This window comes from Micromonospora sp. 050-3, assembly GCF_046549335.1.
GTDB classification, from domain to species: Bacteria; Actinomycetota; Actinomycetes; order Mycobacteriales; family Micromonosporaceae; genus Micromonospora; species Micromonospora trifolii.
Window position 1 is genome coordinate 640,509 of record NZ_JAJPVX010000001.1, and the last position, 15,955, is coordinate 656,463.

Genomic DNA, 15,955 nt, shown 5'->3' on the forward strand with positions numbered 1-15,955 from the left:
CCGGCGCCACCGGGTGCCCGGGGTGTGATCACGGGGCGTGGTGGGCAACAATGGTCACCGAGGAGGGGAGTATTCCCCCGCAACGGAGTCGTCAGCACGGTCGATCGCCGGAACCACGGCGTCCCGACCCGGCTCCGTAGGTCGCCGCCCCTTTGTGGGGCGACGGCGGAAGAGACCTCCGACAGTCACCAGAGTGAGCGACAGCGGCACGCCGGCTCCCGCAGGGGCGTACGGTGTGCGCGACGCCGCGTGTCTGCCGGAGGAATGAACGTTGGATGTGTCCGGATTGGTGTGGGCGGGAACGCTTGTCGCACTGACTGCGGTCCTGCTCGTCGACCTGTTGATCATCGGGCGACGCCCGCACGAGCCGAGTGTGCGGGAGTCGAGCCTCTGGGTCGGCTTTTACGTCGGCCTCGCCCTGCTCTTCGGTGCGGGTGTCTGGCTGACCTCCGGGGCCAGCGCGGCCGGCCAGTTCTACACCGGCTGGCTCACCGAGTACAGCCTCTCGGTGGACAACCTCTTCGTCTTTGTGATCATCATGGCCCGCTTCGGCGTGCCTCGGCAGTACCAGCAGAAGGTGCTGCTCGTCGGCATCGTGCTGGCGCTGGTGATGCGCGGCGGGTTCATCGCCGCCGGTGCTGCGCTGATCACGCAGTTCTCCTGGGTCTTCTACATCTTTGGCGCGTTCCTGATCTACACCGCGGTGAACCTGGCCCGGCAGGGTGAACCGGACGAGGACGAGTTCTCCGAGAACCTGCTGATCCGGTGGAGCCGCAAGGCGTTGCCGATCTCGAAGGACTACGACGGCGCGAAGCTGACCACCCACGTGGCCGGCAAGCGGCTGTTCACGCCGATGCTGATCGTGATGATCGCGATCGGCACCACCGACCTGATCTTCGCGTTGGACTCGATCCCGGCGATCTTCGGCATCACCCAGGAGCCGTACCTGGTCTTCACCGCGAACGTCTTCGCGTTGATGGGCCTTCGGCAGCTCTACTTCCTGCTCGGTGGCCTGCTCGACCGGCTGATCTACCTGAGCTACGGCCTGGCCGTCGTGCTCGGTTTCATCGGGGTCAAGCTTGTGCTGGAGGCACTGGCCGACAACAACCTGCCGTTCATCAACGGCGGCGAGCACGTCGGCTGGGCACCGCACATCCCGATCTGGCTGTCGCTGCTGGTCATCATCGGCACCCTGGGCATCGCCACCGCCGCCAGCCTGATCAAGTCCTCCCGGGACCGGCGCCGCGAGTTGGCCGACGCCCGACGCTGACCGGTCACCGGCCGGGTGCGGACAATGCGCCCGGCCGGTGAAGGGCCTGTTTCGCACGTGCTGGCCGGCTTGCGTCGGGCCCACACTTCCGAAACGCGCCCTAGACCCGGTGCGCGCCCACGAGCGTGGCGGTCCGGTCGGCCGGCAGTTCCTCCTCGATGACCCGTCGCCGCCGGTAGCAGGCGTGCAGCATCCGGCGCTGGCCGCCGTCGCCGGGGGTGGCGGTGACGATGCCGATGTGGTGGATCTTGCGGCCGGGTCGGGCGAAGAAGTAGAGATCGCCAGGGCGTTCCGCGCCCAACGACAGCGGGGTGGTGGCCACGGCCTGGTCGTCGGCGTCGCGGGGCAGCAGCACCCCGAACCGACGCCAGGCCAGATGCACCAGCCCCGAGCAGTCGATGCCGTGCGCGGAGAGACCGCCCCAGATGTAGACCACGTCCAGTAGGCGCTGTGCCACAGCGAGCGCCTGCGCGGCGGTCGGCGACGCGGCCGAGGACGCGACCAGGTGGCGCTCGGGCAACCACAGCGGGGTGGCCCGGCCGGGGACGTGCACCGGCCGCCAGTCGTCGAGCGAGGGGCCGGCCGGGACGAGCCGGGTGCCGACGACGACGCCGGGGAGCACCACCGGCCCGTTCGGGGCGGCGTGCAGCCCGGTGACGGTGGCGTCCACCACCAGGGGGTGGTCGGTGCTGGTGTGGGCCGGGTCGAGAACGGCCAACTGCTCGGCGGGGAGCCAGCCCGGGTAACCGCGGGGGTCCAGCTTGGCGGCTGGTTGTTCGACGGCGACGACCCGGGCCCAGCCGTCCGGGCGTAGCTCGCTGACGAGGACCCGCTCGCCGAGCAGGAGTTGGCTCAGCACGCAGTCGCCGACCTGCTGGTCGGTGTCCATTCCGGAAACCCAGGTCGGGATGTCGGCGCCGGCGGTCAGCGCCGGACTGTCGACCGGGCGGACGGCCTCGGGGGAGGTCCACAGCGTCGCCACGGCGACCCGGACGACGGCCTCGCGGCCCGGTTGCAGCTCCACGTCAACCCCCAGATCGTGTCGGCTGTCCAGGGGAACCCTATGAAAGAAACCGACGGTCATCAACCACGAGCCTGCACTTTTGCTTCAGCCAGGCCGGAAATGCCCAGGCCAGGGGCGTCCGGCAGCACCACTGTCGCCCCGTCGTAGCGGATGCCGCCCTGCACCGGTGACCACGCCAGCCACCAGGCGGCGTCCAGGTCGGCGACCGCTGTGGTGCCGTACGCGGCGACCAGGCTCGTGGCCGCCCCGATGCCGACCTGGCTCTCCATCATCGAGCCGACCACGGTGCCGAGCCCGTGCGCGGTGGCCAGGTCGAGGAGGGTACGGGCCGGATGAAGCCCACCGCACTTGGCCAGCTTGACGTTGACCAGGTCGGCGGCCCGGCGGCGGATCACCTCCACCAGGTCACGGACCCCGAAGACCGCCTCGTCGGCCAGGATCGGCACTGACACCCGGTCGCTGACCCAGGCCAGCCCGTCCAGGTCCCAGCGGGCCACCGGCTGCTCGACCAACTCCACGTCGAGCCCGGCGTCCTCGATGCCGCGGATCACCCGGACCGCCTCGCGGGGCGTCCAGCCCTGGTTGGCGTCCAGCCGGATCCGGGTGCCCGGGCCCACGGCTGCCCGTACCGCGCGTACCCGGTCAAGGTCAGTGGCCGCGTCGGTGCCGACCTTCAACTTGAGCACGTCGAAGCCGTCGGCCTGCCGCTGGCGTGCCGCGGCAGCCAGGTCCACCGCGTCGCCCGCGGCGAGGGTGACGTCCGTCGGGACCCGCAGCGTGGTGCCCCCGAGCAACCGCACCAGGGGTACGCCCAGCCGCCGCGCGGCGAGGTCGTGCAGGGCGACGTCCACCGCCGCCTTCGCGGCCTCGTTGCCGACCACGGCGCGCTGCACCTCGGCGCAACGGGTCACCAGGTCGTCCGGGTCACGGCCGATCAGTTGTGGGCCGAGCAACTCGCGGACGCACGCCTGCGCGCCGGCGACAGACGCACCGGTGACCTGCCAGACCTGCGGCGCCTCACCGAAGCCGGACCGGCCGTCGCTGTCGACGAGCTCGACGATCAGGGTGTCCACAGTGGTGGTACGGCGCAGCGCGGTGACGAAGGGAGTGTGTAAGGGGGCGGAAACCCGGTGGGTGCGTACCGCCGAGATCGTCATGTGAGGCACCCTATACGGAGGTTCACCGCGGGAGGGGAGACCGGATGACCGGGCAGGGCTGGGAGCTGGTGGGTGCACCGAACGCGCGTGACCTGGGTGGGCTCGTCGGCGCGGACGGGCGGCGGGTCCGCGTCGGGCAGTTGATTCGCACTCCGGCGCTGGGTCGGCTGACCGACGAGGACCTACCGGTGCTGGCGAAGCTGGGGCCGGCGTGCGTGGTGGATCTGCGCGACGCCTCGGAGATCGCTGTCGCTCCGGAGGACCGGTTCGCCGGTGAGCCACGGGTGGTGCGCCTGCCGGTGCACGACGCGGAGCACCCGGTCTTCACGTACGTCTCGGCGGTGCTGCTCGGTCACGACCTGAACGCGTACGCGGAGCTGGCCCGGCAGGGCACGGCGGGGGCGATGGCGGCGATCTACAGCTGGTTCGTCACCGGGGAGTCGGCCCGGGTCGGTTTCGCCGAGGCGGTGCGGCTGGCGACCCGGCCGGAGAATCTGCCGCTGCTCTACCACTGCTCCGCCGGCAAGGACCGCACCGGCTGGTTGACAGTCATCCTGTTGACGGCGCTCGGGGTGGACGAGGCGGCCATTCGCGCCGACTACCTGCGCAACAACGAGCTGACCGACAGTCTGCGGGCGGTGATCGTCGAGGCGATGCGCCGGCGGAACCCCGAGCTGGACGTCGACGCGGTGGTGCCGGTGCTGGAGGTCCGCGCCGAGTATCTCGACGCCGCTTACGCCGAGGTGCGTCGGGTGCACGGGTCGTTCGACGCGTACCTGCGCGACGGGCTGGGGCTCACCGACTCCGACCTCAGGGCGTTGCGGGCGCAGTTGCTGGAGTGACCGGAGCGTCAGTGGGTGTCCCGGTGCGGGCGGCGCGGCCGGTGACGATCAGTGCCTGGCCGGCGGCGTAGGTCGCCATGACCAGCACCGGCGCGCCGGGTGGTTGGGCCACCTCGGCCACCCCGGCGGCGATCAGCAGGTCGGAGCCGAGGAACAGCGCGGCGCCGAGACCGACGCGCCAGCCCTGGGTGGCGGCGGTGCTGGCCATGGCGGCCAACGCGAGCGCGTAACCGGCCACCGGCACGGCTAGCCCGACGTCGGTGAGCCCGGCCCACATCCAGGTCAGGGCGACGACGGTCAGCACCGCGTACCCCAGGGGGACGGCGACCAGCGGCGCACGGCGCAGCGCGGTCGCGGCACCGTGCCGGGTGAAGGCCGCGAGGTAGCAGAGGTGCGTGCCGAGGAAGCAGGCCATGCCGGCGAGGAACCAGCCGGTGCCGTCGATCATGAGCGCGACGTCGCCGCCGGTGGCAAAGGCCAGCGCGGCCAGGACCAGCCGGTCGGGTCGGGCCGCGCGTTCGGCGCTGACCCGCCACAGGTACGCGGCCAGCAGCGGCATCAGCAGCGGCTTGGTGAGCAGGAAGGCCAGGCCGCCGCCGGTGGCGTTGGCCAGGAGGTTCGCCGCCGTCACGACGAGAAAGGCGATCAGCACGGTGCGACTGCGGGGCATCTGCGGCTCCGGGGTGGGGGTGCGAGCAGCCTAGCCCGCAGGCACCGCTGTGGTCGGTCGGGTCAGAGCTGGTGGCGGGCCGCCCAGACCTGCGCCGAGATGTGCGCGATCAGCAGGCAGGCGTCGTCCTCCATCTGGTCCTCGCTGTCGGCCAGGTCGGTGGTGGTGCAGACGGCGATCAGGTACGGCGGGGCATCGTCGGGCAGCACCACGCCGGCGCCGTGGCGGACGCCGCGGACCCAACCGTTCTTGTGCGCGATGCGGGTGCCCGCGGGCAGGCCGGCGGCGAGGTCCTCGCGGTGTTCCTGGGCGAGCAGGACGTCCAGCATGGAGGTGCAGGCGGCCGGTGAGGCGAGTGGGCCGGGGGTGTCGGCCCCGGTGGCCAGGGCGCCGAGCAGGGCGGCCAGGTCGGCGGCGGTGACCGTGTTGGTGATGCCGGCCTCGCGGGCGGCGAAGTCCTCGATGCCGCGGCCGGTGACGCTGTTGCGGGCACCGGCGAGCGCCCAGACCTCGGCGACCGCGGGCAGCCCGACATGGCCGAGGACGAGGTTGGTGGCGAGGTTGCTGGAACGCACGATCATCCGGTCGGCCAGCCAGCGCAGCGACGCGGTGCCGCCGATGCGGTCCCAGACCGCGTCGTCGTTGTCGTAGGGCCGCGCGTTGGCGAAGCGGGGTGCGCCGGGCTGGGCGGAGTCGAAGTCGTTGACGACCGGGACCGGGGCGTCCAGGTCCAGGGTGCCGGCCTCGGCGGCGCGGTGCAGGGCGGCGAGCACCGCCACCTTCATGGTGCTCGCGGCGTAGTGGCCGGCGTCCGCGTGGCGGGTGAAGGTCGGCGGGGCGTCGAGTCGTCCCACGTACGCGGAGACGGTGCCGGGCACCCGGTCCAGATGGGCGTCGAGATCATCCCAGGTCATGCCGGTGACCGTAGCGGATCGGGTGTGGGCGGGTCCGCGTACCCGTCGGGGGAAAGACGACGGGCGCGCCGGCCGCAAGCGGCCGACGCGCCCGGTGTCGGGTGCTGGTGAGATCAGCCGGCGTGCTTGCGGCGGGCGGTGGCCCGGCCCCGCAGCTGCTGGTCGAGCACCACCTTGCGGATGCGCACCGTGGCCGGGGTGACCTCGACGCACTCGTCCTCGCGGCAGAACTCCAGCGCCTGCTCCAGGGTGAGCTTGCGCGGCGGGACCAGCTTCTCGGTCTCGTCAGAGGTCGACTGCCGCATGTTGGTGAGCTTCTTCTCCTTGGTGATGTTGACGTCCATGTCGTCGGAGCGGGAGTTCTCCCCGACGATCATGCCCTCGTACACCTCGGTGGTCGGCTCGACGAAGAGCTGACCGCGCTCCTGCAGGTTGGTCATCGCGAAGGCGGTGACCGCGCCGGCCCGGTCGGCGACCAGCGAGCCGTTGTTACGGGTACGCAGCTCACCGAACCACGGCTCGTAGGACTCGAAGACGTGGTGCAGGATGCCGGTGCCCCGGGTGTCGGTGAGGAACTCGGTGCGGAAGCCGATCAGGCCACGCGCCGGAACGAGCCACTCCATCCGGATCCAGCCGGTGCCGTGGTTGACAAGCTGCTCCATCCGGCCCTTGCGGGTGGCGAGGAGCTGGGTGATCGCGCCCAGGTACTCCTCCGGGGCGTCGATGGTCAGCCGCTCGACCGGCTCGCAGGTCTTGCCATCGATGACCCGGGTGACCACCTGCGGCTTGCCGACGGTCAGCTCGTAGCTCTCGCGGCGCATCTGCTCGACCAGGATGGCCAGCGCCAGCTCGCCGCGGCCCTGCACCTCCCAGGCGTCCGGGCGCTCGGTGGGCAGGACCCGCAGCGAGACGTTGCCGATCAGCTCCTTGTCGAGCCGGTCCTTGACCATGCGGGCGGTGACCTTGGCGCCCTTGACCCGGCCGACCAGCGGCGAGGTGTTGGTGCCGATGGTCATCGAGATGGCGGGCTCGTCGACGGTGATCAGCGGAAGCGCTACCGGGTTCTCGACGTCGGCGAGGGTCTCACCGATCATGATCTCCGGGATGCCGGCGACGGCGATGATGTCGCCCGGGCCGGCGGTCTCGGCCGAGGTGCGCTCCAGGCCCTCGGTCATCAGCATCTCGGAGATGCGGACCCGCTGGGTGCTGCCGTCGGTGCGGCACCAGGCCACCGTCTGACCCTTGTTGATGGTGCCCTGGCGGACCCGGCACAGCGCCAGCCGGCCGAGGAACGGCGAGGCGTCCAGGTTGGTGACGTGCGCCTGCAACGGCGCGCCGTCCTCGTACGAGGGTGCCGGGATGGTGTCCAGCAGGGTGCGGAACAGCGGCTCCAGGGAGGTGCTGTCGCTCGGCACCGAGCCGTCGGCGGGCTGAGTCAGCGAGGCGACGCCGTCGCGGGCGCAGGCGTAGACGATCGGGAAGTCGATCTGCTCCTCGTCGGCGTCCAGGTCGAGGAAGAGCTCGTAGGTGTCGTCCACGACCTCCTTGATCCGGGCGTCCGGACGGTCCACCTTGTTGATCACCAGGATGATCGGCATCCGGGCCCGCAGCGCCTTACGCAGCACGAAGCGGGTCTGCGGCAGCGGGCCCTCGCTGGCGTCGACGAGCAGCACCACACCGTCGACCATTGTCAGGCCGCGCTCCACCTCGCCACCGAAGTCGGCGTGGCCGGGGGTGTCGATGATGTTGATGGTGACCGGGTCGGAGCCGTCCGCCGGCAGGTACCGCACGCCGGTGTTCTTGGCCAGGATCGTGATGCCCTTTTCCCGCTCCAGGTCACCGGAGTCCATCACCCGCTCGGTGTTCTCGCCGCGTGCGCCGTACGCGCCGGCCTGCCGCAACATGGCGTCGACCAGGGTGGTCTTGCCGTGGTCGACGTGAGCGATAATGGCGACGTTGCGGAGGTCGGTGCGAAGCTGCATACCCTCTATCCTTCCGCCTGCGCTCGCGCAGGCTGCGTCGGGGTCACCCCCAGGTGCCCCTGATCTATGGTGAAACCGCTGTGCCGGTGGTTCTCCCGGCTGGCATGCTGGCACCCGTGTCCCGGGGGCCTGAGTGCACGACCTGCTGACCTGGGTGCAGGGTCTGCCCACCCTGTGGATCTACCTGGTCGCCGCGCTGATCGTGGCGGGCGAGACCGCGGTGATCTTCGGCCTGCTCGTGCCGGGTGAGGCTACCCTGCTGCTCGTCGGCTTCCTCACCTACAACGGTACCTTGCGGCTCGGGCCGGCGTTGTTCGCGATGATCGTCGCGGCGGTCCTCGGCGATGGGCTGGCCTTTCGCGCCGGACGGCGGTACGGCTCCCGGCTGCGCGCCGGGCTGGGTCACCGGGTCGGGCCGCAGCGGTGGGCCCGCGCCGACGCCATGCTCGCCCGCCTCGGTGGGCGAGGGGTGTTCGCCGCCCGATGGGTGGCTTTCGCCCGGACCCTGGTGCCCCGGCTGGCCGGTGCGGCCGGCATGCCGTACCGGCGGTTCGCCCTCTGGAACCTGGCCGGGGTGGTGACCTGGGTGGGCGGCTCGGTGCTGCTCGGTCACCTCGCCGGTGAGTCGTACGACACGGTCTCCCGGCTGCTCGGCCGGGCCACCGGGGTGGCGTTCCTGCTGCTGGCCGGCCTGGTGGGCGTGGTGCTCGTGGGGCGGTGGCTGGGTCGTAACCCCGACCCGGTGCGCGCGCTGCTGTCCCGGGCCGGCGCGCTGCCCCCGGTGCGGTGGCTCACCGCCCGCTACGGGGTGCTGTTCTTCCTGGTGGCCATGCGGATCGGCCCGGCCTGGACGCTGCTGCTCAATCTGGCCGCCGGGCTGCTGCTGCTGTTCGCCGCCGGGCTCGCCATCGCCGGTCTGCTCGCGGTGGCGGTCCGCAACAGTGGGCTGGCCGCGCTGGACGGCGCCATCGCGGGGTGGTTCGCCGCTCGGCGCACCCCGGACGCCGCCGACGTCACACTGGTAGTGGTGTCGGTGGTACGCGGGTCGGTGCTGATCCTGTTGGTGGCGCTGGTGGCGGCGGTGCTGGCGTGGCGCAACCGACCCTGGCGGGCGGACCTGCTCAGCGTGGTCGGAACGGTCGGCGCATTCGTGCCGCTGGTGGTGCTGGCCGTGGTGGCCGAGCTGACCGGCCCGCACGGGACCGCCCCGGGCGGCGGTGAGGTCGCCCCGCTCTCGACCCAGAACGCCGTGGTCGCGGCGAGCTTCTGCACCCTGGCCTGGCTGGTGTCGCGCAGCGCCCGCTGGCCGGTGGCGGTGGCCGCCTGGACCGCCGCGGCGGCGGGGGTGCTCGGGATCGGCGGCGCGCGGCTCTACCTCGGACTGGAGACGGCGAGCGGAACGGCCGCGGCGGTGCTGCTCGGGGTGCTCTGGACTGTGGTGTTCATGGTCGCCTGGGCGACCCGGGACCGGGCGGTGGGCAACGGTCAGCCCCCGGTGGACCAGACTCCCCGGCGGCCGTCGCAGGGGCACCGCCGCCCGGTCGAACCTTGTTAGGGTGCGGCGACAATCACACCGGGGGAGGCGACGACATGGTGCGACGCACCGATCGGCTGGGTGCCGCTGTGCTCGCCGGGCTCCTGCTGGCGAGCGCGCTGGTCGGCTGCGCCGCCAAGGGGGAGAGCCCTTCGGGCCTGGCCGCGCCGGCCGCCGTCACCGACGGGCCGACCGATGCCTCGTCCGACGAGGTCAGCGGGGAACCGAGCCCGTCGGTGAGCGCCGTGGAGTCGATGGGTGCCGCGCCGAGTCGTAGTGCGACCCCGAAGCCGAAGCCGACGAAGAAGCCGACCCGGGCGGCGCCGAAGCCGCGCCCGGTGCCGAAGCCACCCACCGAGACCGAGGTTCCGCCGGCGCCCCCGAAGCCCGCACCGAGTTCCTGCAAGCCGACCTACAAGGGCAGCCAGGCGACCCGGGCCGAGGTGAAGGCGGCGCTGACCGATGCGGCCGACCGCACCTACTGGCCGGTCTCGGCGCCAAAAATCAAGATTCCGCTCACCCTGCTCAAGGCCACCGCGTGGCAGGAGAGCGGCTGGCAGTCCAACATCTACGCCTGCGACGGCGGGGTCGGGCTGTTGCAGGTGATGCCGGACACCGCGACCTGGATGAACCAGCGGTTCGAGGAGAGCTACAAGATCGACGCCTACCAGGACAACGCCTACCTCGGCGCCACCTACCTGGCCTGGGCGACGAAGTACATCGGCGACATGTACTTCGAGTCCGACTTCCGGCTCGACCCGGCACTGTGCACCAGCGAGCTGAATTCCTGCCTGCTCAACGCGGTCATCGCCGCGTACAACTTCGGGCACGGTGCGGTGGCGCAGGAGGGGAAGCCGCTGGCCATCCCCAACCCGTCGTACGTGCGCAACGTGCGGGCGCTGATGAGCGAGTGCGTCTGCCTGGCGTACTGACCTCGACGGGGCCGTGGCGGATTCGCCGCGGCCCCGACGTGTCGGTCAGTCGTGCGCGGCGACCGGCTCGGGCGAGCGCGGGCTGGCCCGCACCGGGTCGCGCGTGATGCGGCCGGGCCACCAGAAGCGGTCGCCGAGCAGGAACGCCAGCGCCGGCACCAGGACCGTGCGGACCAGCAGGGTGTCCAGCAGGACACCGATGCAGACGATGATGCCGATCTGGGTCAGGGTGATCAGCGGCAGCACGCCGAGCACGGCGAAGACAGCGGCGAGCAGCACTCCGGCGCTGGTGATCACACCGCCGGTGACCCGCAGGGCGGAGAGCATCCCGGCGCGGGTGCCGGCGCTGCGGGCGTCCTCCCGGGCCCGGGTGACCAGGAAGATGTTGTAGTCCACCCCGAGCGCCACCAGGAACACGAAGGCGAGCAGCAGCACACCGCTGTCCAGGGCCGGGAAGCCCAGCACGTGGTCGAAGAGCAGCCAGGCCGCGCCGAGGCTGGCGAAGTACGACGCGATCACCGTGAGCACCAACAGCAGCGGCGCGAGCAGGCCGCGTAGCAGCAGCACGAGCACGGCGCCGACGAGCAGCAGGATGATCGGCAGGATGAGTCGCAGATCGCGGTCGTTGGCCTCGTCGGAGTCGTACGTGGCGGCCACGGAGCCACCGACGATCGCCCCGGACGGGGCGTCGGCGCCGGCGGCGGCCGGCGGCGCGGAGTCGGGAACGGCGGCGACCGCCGCCCGCAGCGCCTCGATCGCGCGGTCCGAGGCGGTGGTGCCGGGTTCGGCGTCGAGGACCACGTCGACCTGGGCGACGGCCGCGCCGGCGTCGCCGGGGCGGGCCGAGGCGACACCGGGCACCGCGGTGGCGGCGTCGGTGACCGCCCGCACCGCCGCCGGGGTGGTGATCACGGCGACGGGTTGGGTGCTGCCGGCGGGGAAGGCCCTGGCCAGGGTCTGCGCCCCGGTCACCGCCTCGGGCTCGGCCCGGAACTGTTCGGTCTCGGACAGGCCGGTACGGATGCCGAGCCCACCCAGTGCCAGGCCGCCGAGCAGCACTGTGGCCAGCGTCGCGACCACCACCGGGCGGCGTTGCACGGCGGCGCCGAGTCGACCCCAGAGCCGACCCTCGCGGACCGGGCCGCCGACCCGGGGTACGAACGGCCAGAACAGGCCACGGCCGAAGAGCACCAGCACGGCGGGGAGCACGAACAGGGCCGAGAGCATGGCGAAGACCACACCGGTGGCGCACGCCACTGCCAGTGCCCGGTTGGTCTCCTGCTCACTGAGCAGCAGGGTGAGGACGCCGAGCACGACGGTGCCGCCGCTGGCGAGGATGGGCTCCGCGGTGCGGCGCAGCGCGGCGCGCATCGCCGCGAACCGGTCCTCCTCGCGGCGCAGTTCCTCCCGATAGCGGGCGATGAGCAGCAGCGCGTAGTCGGTGGCGGCGCCGAAGACCAGCACGCTGGCGATGCCGGTGACCTGACCCTGCTGGAGGTTGATGCCGACGCCCGGCACGATGACGTCCACCGCGCGCAGGGTGAGCTGCTCGGTCGCGGCGACCACGACCAGCGGCACGATCCACAGGAACGGGCTGCGGTAGGTGATCAGCAGGAGCAGCGCGACCACGGCGGCGGTCACCACGAGCAGCGTGACGTCGGCGCCGTCGAACACCGAGGAGAGGTCGGCGGTGAACGCCGGGGCGCCGGTGACCTCGGCGGTCAGCCCGTCGGGCAGGTTCGCGAGGGTGGCGCGCAGCTGGGTCACAGTGTCGGTGACGACCTCCTGCCCGCCGGCGGTGTCCAGCGGCACGGCGACCAGGGCCACCGCGCCGTCCGGGGAGATCTGGGCGGGGCCGACCTGCCCACCCACCGCGAAGCGGCGCAGGTCGTCGGTGCGAGCGCCGACTGTCGTCCGGTCGGTCTCGCTCAGTGCCCCGCCGTCACCACGACTGATCACCACGATGGCCGGCTGGACGTCGCGCGACGGCAGCTGATCCTGGAGTCGTTGCACCTGGGTCGACTGCCACTGCACGGACAGGCCGGTGGCGGAGACCGGCGCCGGGTTGTCCGGCTGGGGTGTCCCGAAGACGGCCGCGCCCACGACGATCGCGGCGGCCACGGTGAGCCAGGCGGCCAGCCGGCCACGAGCGACTCTGGTGAACACAGACATCAGGTGACCTCAAGGTCCTTCGAAAGTCGAGTATCTTGATAGCCGAGATTATCCGGGGCTGTTCTATGCTGCAACCCGAGGGACCGACGACGGGAAGAGCGGCGCGAGGTGGCGACTCACGGCATGTACCGACGGCGCGACACGCGCCGCGAACAGCTGGTCGCGGAGATCACCAACAACCTCCGGCGGTACGCGGTGGACGCCCAGCAGGTCGGCCACGCCTTCGCCAACCTGCACGGCCTCAACCCGACCGACCTGCAAGCGTTGATCGCGGTGATGGACGCCGAGCTGCTCGGTGACCCGATCACCCCCGGCCGACTCGGCGAGCAGCTGAACCTCTCCTCCGGCTCGGTCACGGCCCTGATCGACCGGCTGGAGCGGGCCGGGCACATCCGCCGCGACCGGGACACCGTCGACCGGCGCAAGGTGCTGCTGCACTACGCCGACCAGGGCGCCGCCCTGGCCATGCAGTTCTTCCAGCCGCTGGGCGCCCGCACCGACACGGTGATGGCCCGCTTCAGCGAGGACGAGCTGGAGGTGGTGCACCGGTTCATGGCGGAGATGAGCGAGTCGCTGCGGGGGCACCGCGACGCGGTGCGCGCCGCCCGGCCGGAGTCACCCCGCCGCCCGACGGGCTGACCGGTGCCCGACCGGCTCGTCACACGCCTCGCCAGCGCCGCGCTGCGCCTGCCGCCGACCCGTCCCGGCCCGGTGCGGGTCAGCCGTGACCTCCCGGTGCGGGCCCGCGACGGTGTGGTGCTGCGCACCGACCACTACGCCCCGGCCGTCCGAGGCGCGCCGACAGTGCTGATCCGCACCCCCTACGGGCGGGGTGGACCGCTGCGGCTGCTCGGTCGGCTGCTCGCCGCCCGGGGTCGGCACGCGGTGATCCAGTCGTGCCGGGGCACCGGCGGCTCCGGTGGAACGTTCGCCCCGCTGGTGCACGAGCGCGACGACGGCGCGGACACCCTGGACTGGCTGCGTCGCCAACCCTGGTGGTCAGGGCAGCTCGGCATGTTCGGGGTCAGCTATCAGGGCTTCGCGCAGTGGGCCCTGGCCGCCGACGCCGACGAGGAGCTGCGCGCGATGGTCGCCGTGGTGACCGCCTCGGCCACCCGCGACTCGACGTACGCGGGGGAGTCCTTCGCCCTGGACACCGTGCTGACCTGGGCGGAGCTGCTGCACGCGCAGACCGTGCCGTGGCTGGCCCGGCAGTGGGAACTCAAGCGCGGGCAGCCCCGGCTGGCCGCCGCGCTGGATCACCTTCCCCTGGCCGACGCCGACCGGGTGGCCACCGGCGTGACCATCCCGTTCTTTCAGGAGTGGCTGCGCCACCACACGCCCCAGGCCGCGTACTGGCGGACCCGGGTCTTCGCCGACCAGGTCGCGAAGGTGCGGGCGCCGGTGGTCATGGTCACCGGTTGGCACGACATCTTCCTGCCCGCCCAGCTCGACGACCACGCCGTGCTGCGCGCCGCCGGCACACCGCCGCGCCTGGTGATCGGCCCGTGGACGCACGGCAGTCCCGGACTGTTCGTGGCCGCGCTGCGCGAGGGGCTGGCCTGGCTCGACGAGCACCTGCCGGCCGCGCCTCGATCGCCCGGTCCGGCGCGGCCAGCCCGGCCGCCCGTGCGCATCCACGTCAGCGGTGCCGGCGGCGGCTGGCGGGACCTGCCGGACTGGCCGCCACCGGCGACCGAGACCGCCTGGCACCTGCAACCCGGTGGCGAGCTGGCGGCACGCCCACCGGTCGCGTCGACACCGGACGCACTTCGCTACGACCCCGCCGACCCCACCCCGTCGCTGGGCGGTCCACTGCTCGTCGCCCAACGGGCCGGCCCGGTGAACAATCGGCCCGTCGAGGCCCGCCCCGACGTGCTGACCTACACCAGCGCCCCGCTGACCGGGCCGGTCGAGGTGATCGGCCCGGTCCGCGCCGAGATTCACCTCCGCAGCGACCTGCCGCACCTGGACGTCTTCGTCCGTCTGTGCGACGTGGACAGTCGGGGTCGCTCGTGGAATGTGTGCGACGGTCTGGTGCGGGTCACACCCGAGCGCTTCCCGGCCGATCCTTCCGGAGCGCTGCGGGTTCCGGTGCCGCTCTGGCCGACCGCGTACCGGTTCGCCGCCGGGCACCGACTGCGGGTGCAGGTCTCCGGTGGCGCCCATCCACGGTGGGCCCGCAACCCCGGCACCGGGGAGCCGCTCGGCACGGCGGTGACGCTGCGTGCCGGCTGGCGGCAGGTTCTGCACGACCCGGATTACCCCTCGGCGCTGCTGTTGCCGATCGTCCACTCTGCCCAGCGTAAATATCCATTTCGAACAGACCCCTCCTGAGCTGGGCGTTTGTCGGAAAAGCGGGCTATGGTTGAGTCAACGCCCGGCGCCGTGCATCAGTAGGCCGGGCTCGTCCAAAGCCCAACACCGCGTACGCGGTGTGATGTCGTGCCCCGGTCCCGCCCTCTCGAAAGGGGGACCCCATGACCCGGGCCCCGGCAAATCTTCTCGCCGTCCGAAGCCTCCTTCTCACTCACCTCGACAACGCCCCTGGCCCAGACGACCTGGATCCGGGCGAGGTCGGCATCGTCGGTGACTCGGCCCACCGAGGTGGCTACCACTGCGGATCGGACCGGGTGGTCTCAGGCGACTACTCGGTGGTCGAGTCGCCCCGCGATCGGGCCGGGTTGACCCTCGACGCGGCCGCGCTGGACGTCGGCCCGTTCGATGTCCGCTCCGGCGGTCGTACGAACACCCTGCCCAGCTTCTCGGTCTGGTGCGTCGCACAGTGCGCCGCGAACGCGACCGACACCCGGGACATCCGCGAGATCATCTACAGCTCCGACGGCACCACCGTGAAGCGGTGGGATCGCCTCGGCAAGCGCACCAGCGGCGACAGTTCGCACCGCTGGCACACCCACTTCAGCTTCTTTCGCGACGCCATTAAGGCCAGCCGCGACCAGCGGCCGCTGTTCCGCCGCTACCTCAGCTCCATCGGACTCCTGGAGGACGACATGACCCCCGAAGAACACAACTGGCTGGCCACGGTCCACAAGAACCTCACAGTGCTGGACGGCCGCAACCCGGTCGGGCAGATCTACACCCGGATGGCGATGGGTCAAGACGCCACCGTCGAGAAATACACGTCGACGCACCCGACGCTGAAGTCGCTCGCCGTGCAGGTGACCTCCCTGGAGACCGCGCTGACCGCGCTGGCCAAGCGGGACTTCGCCGACGAACCGGCGATCGTCCAGGGCGTGCTGGCCTCGCTGACGCCGGAAAAGATCGCCGCGGCGATTCCGCCCACCATGGCCCGGCAGGTCGCCGAGGAGTTGGCCCGCAGGCTGGCCGCCTGAGCGAGGGGGCGGCCCGTGGCCCGCGGGCCGCCCCTTCTCGACGCATCCGCAACAGCTCTTGAGCAATAAACATTGCGCAAGAGCTGTTGCGGATGTCATTCTGTC

At 71.9% G+C, this 15,955-nt stretch carries 13 protein-coding genes; 7 read left to right on the forward strand and 6 right to left on the reverse strand.

What is annotated here, in order from left to right; genetic code table 11:
* Positions 1-271 precede the first annotated feature (271 nt).
* Positions 272-1,270: a TerC family protein gene (locus ACLJOK_RS03020; RefSeq protein ID WP_410815972.1), complete on the forward strand. Its 999-nt coding sequence runs from the start codon at positions 272-274 to the stop codon at positions 1,268-1,270.
* Positions 1,271-1,370: 100 nt separating this feature from the next.
* Here ACLJOK_RS03020 and ACLJOK_RS03025 read toward each other — a convergent pair whose 3' ends face one another.
* Together ACLJOK_RS03025 and ACLJOK_RS03030 are read right to left on the reverse strand one after the other, a co-directional pair.
* Entirely contained in the window at positions 1,371-2,294 is a 924-nt protein-coding gene (locus ACLJOK_RS03025; RefSeq protein WP_410815973.1) for an NlpC/P60 family protein, read from the reverse strand.
* A 59-nt stretch (positions 2,295-2,353) separates the two neighbouring features.
* Positions 2,354-3,451, reverse strand: coding sequence for a mandelate racemase/muconate lactonizing enzyme family protein (locus tag ACLJOK_RS03030; RefSeq protein WP_410815974.1), 1,098 nt, complete (start codon positions 3,449-3,451; stop codon positions 2,354-2,356).
* Positions 3,452-3,495: 44 nt separating this feature from the next.
* Between ACLJOK_RS03030 and ACLJOK_RS03035 the strand changes: the two genes are divergently transcribed.
* Complete coding sequence (locus ACLJOK_RS03035; RefSeq protein ID WP_410815976.1) at positions 3,496-4,293, forward strand: tyrosine-protein phosphatase; 798 nt, start codon at positions 3,496-3,498, stop codon at positions 4,291-4,293.
* Here ACLJOK_RS03035 and ACLJOK_RS03040 read toward each other — a convergent pair.
* The 3 genes from ACLJOK_RS03040 to typA all read right to left on the reverse strand — a co-directional run bounded on the left by ACLJOK_RS03040 (position 4,262) and on the right by typA (position 7,859).
* Positions 4,262-4,963 carry a lysoplasmalogenase gene (locus tag ACLJOK_RS03040; protein ID WP_410815978.1) on the reverse strand — a complete coding sequence of 234 codons (702 nt, stop codon included), beginning with the start codon at positions 4,961-4,963 and terminating at the stop codon, positions 4,262-4,264. The two genes, ACLJOK_RS03035 and ACLJOK_RS03040, sit on opposite strands and share 32 nt — an antisense overlap.
* Before the next feature lie 62 nt (positions 4,964-5,025).
* The gene (locus ACLJOK_RS03045) at positions 5,026-5,877 is read right to left on the reverse strand and encodes a serine hydrolase (protein ID WP_410815980.1); all 852 of its coding nucleotides are present in this window, start codon (positions 5,875-5,877) and stop codon (positions 5,026-5,028) included.
* Positions 5,878-5,990: 113 nt separating this feature from the next.
* Complete coding sequence (gene typA / locus ACLJOK_RS03050) at positions 5,991-7,859, reverse strand: translational GTPase TypA (protein ID WP_410815981.1); 1,869 nt, start codon at positions 7,857-7,859, stop codon at positions 5,991-5,993.
* Between the two features lie 133 nt (positions 7,860-7,992).
* On the opposite strand from typA, the gene ACLJOK_RS03055 reads away from it, so the two are divergent.
* The gene (locus tag ACLJOK_RS03055) at positions 7,993-9,414 is read left to right on the forward strand and encodes a DedA family protein (RefSeq protein ID WP_410815983.1); all 1,422 of its coding nucleotides are present in this window, start codon (positions 7,993-7,995) and stop codon (positions 9,412-9,414) included.
* 35 nt (positions 9,415-9,449) lie between these two features.
* Positions 9,450-10,325: a transglycosylase SLT domain-containing protein gene (locus tag ACLJOK_RS03060; protein ID WP_410815984.1), complete on the forward strand. Its 876-nt coding sequence runs from the start codon at positions 9,450-9,452 to the stop codon at positions 10,323-10,325.
* A 45-nt stretch (positions 10,326-10,370) separates the two neighbouring features.
* Here the strand turns inward: ACLJOK_RS03060 and ACLJOK_RS03065 are convergent, their stop codons facing one another.
* Entirely contained in the window at positions 10,371-12,497 is a 2,127-nt protein-coding gene (locus ACLJOK_RS03065) for an MMPL family transporter (protein ID WP_410815986.1), read from the reverse strand.
* 123 nt (positions 12,498-12,620) lie between these two features.
* Here ACLJOK_RS03065 and ACLJOK_RS03070 point away from each other — a divergent pair, with 123 nt between their 5' ends.
* The 3 genes from ACLJOK_RS03070 (at position 12,621) to ACLJOK_RS03080 (ending at position 15,850) form a co-directional block, all read left to right on the forward strand.
* Complete coding sequence (locus tag ACLJOK_RS03070) at positions 12,621-13,136, forward strand: MarR family winged helix-turn-helix transcriptional regulator (RefSeq protein WP_238680251.1); 516 nt, start codon at positions 12,621-12,623, stop codon at positions 13,134-13,136.
* Positions 13,137-13,139: 3 nt separating this feature from the next.
* Complete coding sequence (locus tag ACLJOK_RS03075) at positions 13,140-14,834, forward strand: CocE/NonD family hydrolase (protein ID WP_410815987.1); 1,695 nt, start codon at positions 13,140-13,142, stop codon at positions 14,832-14,834.
* A 143-nt stretch (positions 14,835-14,977) separates the two neighbouring features.
* A complete protein-coding gene (locus ACLJOK_RS03080) occupies positions 14,978-15,850 on the forward strand; it encodes a hypothetical protein (RefSeq protein WP_410815988.1) in 873 nt (290 codons plus the stop codon).
* The last annotated feature ends 105 nt before the right edge of the window (positions 15,851-15,955 follow it).

What these genes read in the sequence shown, in the direction of transcription:
- typA (WP_410815981.1), bottom strand. Translation starts at nt 7,859, where the DNA reads ATGCAGCTTCGCACCGACCTCCGCAACGTCGCCATTATCGCTCACGTC.
- ACLJOK_RS03045 (WP_410815980.1), bottom strand. Translation starts at nt 5,877, where the DNA reads ATGACCTGGGATGATCTCGACGCCCATCTGGACCGGGTGCCCGGCACC.
- ACLJOK_RS03070 (WP_238680251.1), top strand. Translation starts at nt 12,621, where the DNA reads ATGTACCGACGGCGCGACACGCGCCGCGAACAGCTGGTCGCGGAGATC.
- ACLJOK_RS03040 (WP_410815978.1), bottom strand. Translation starts at nt 4,963, where the DNA reads ATGCCCCGCAGTCGCACCGTGCTGATCGCCTTTCTCGTCGTGACGGCG.
- ACLJOK_RS03080 (WP_410815988.1), top strand. Translation starts at nt 14,978, where the DNA reads ATGACCCGGGCCCCGGCAAATCTTCTCGCCGTCCGAAGCCTCCTTCTC.
- ACLJOK_RS03065 (WP_410815986.1), bottom strand. Translation starts at nt 12,497, where the DNA reads ATGTCTGTGTTCACCAGAGTCGCTCGTGGCCGGCTGGCCGCCTGGCTC.
- ACLJOK_RS03035 (WP_410815976.1), top strand. Translation starts at nt 3,496, where the DNA reads ATGACCGGGCAGGGCTGGGAGCTGGTGGGTGCACCGAACGCGCGTGAC.
- ACLJOK_RS03030 (WP_410815974.1), bottom strand. Translation starts at nt 3,451, where the DNA reads ATGACGATCTCGGCGGTACGCACCCACCGGGTTTCCGCCCCCTTACAC.
- ACLJOK_RS03060 (WP_410815984.1), top strand. Translation starts at nt 9,450, where the DNA reads ATGGTGCGACGCACCGATCGGCTGGGTGCCGCTGTGCTCGCCGGGCTC.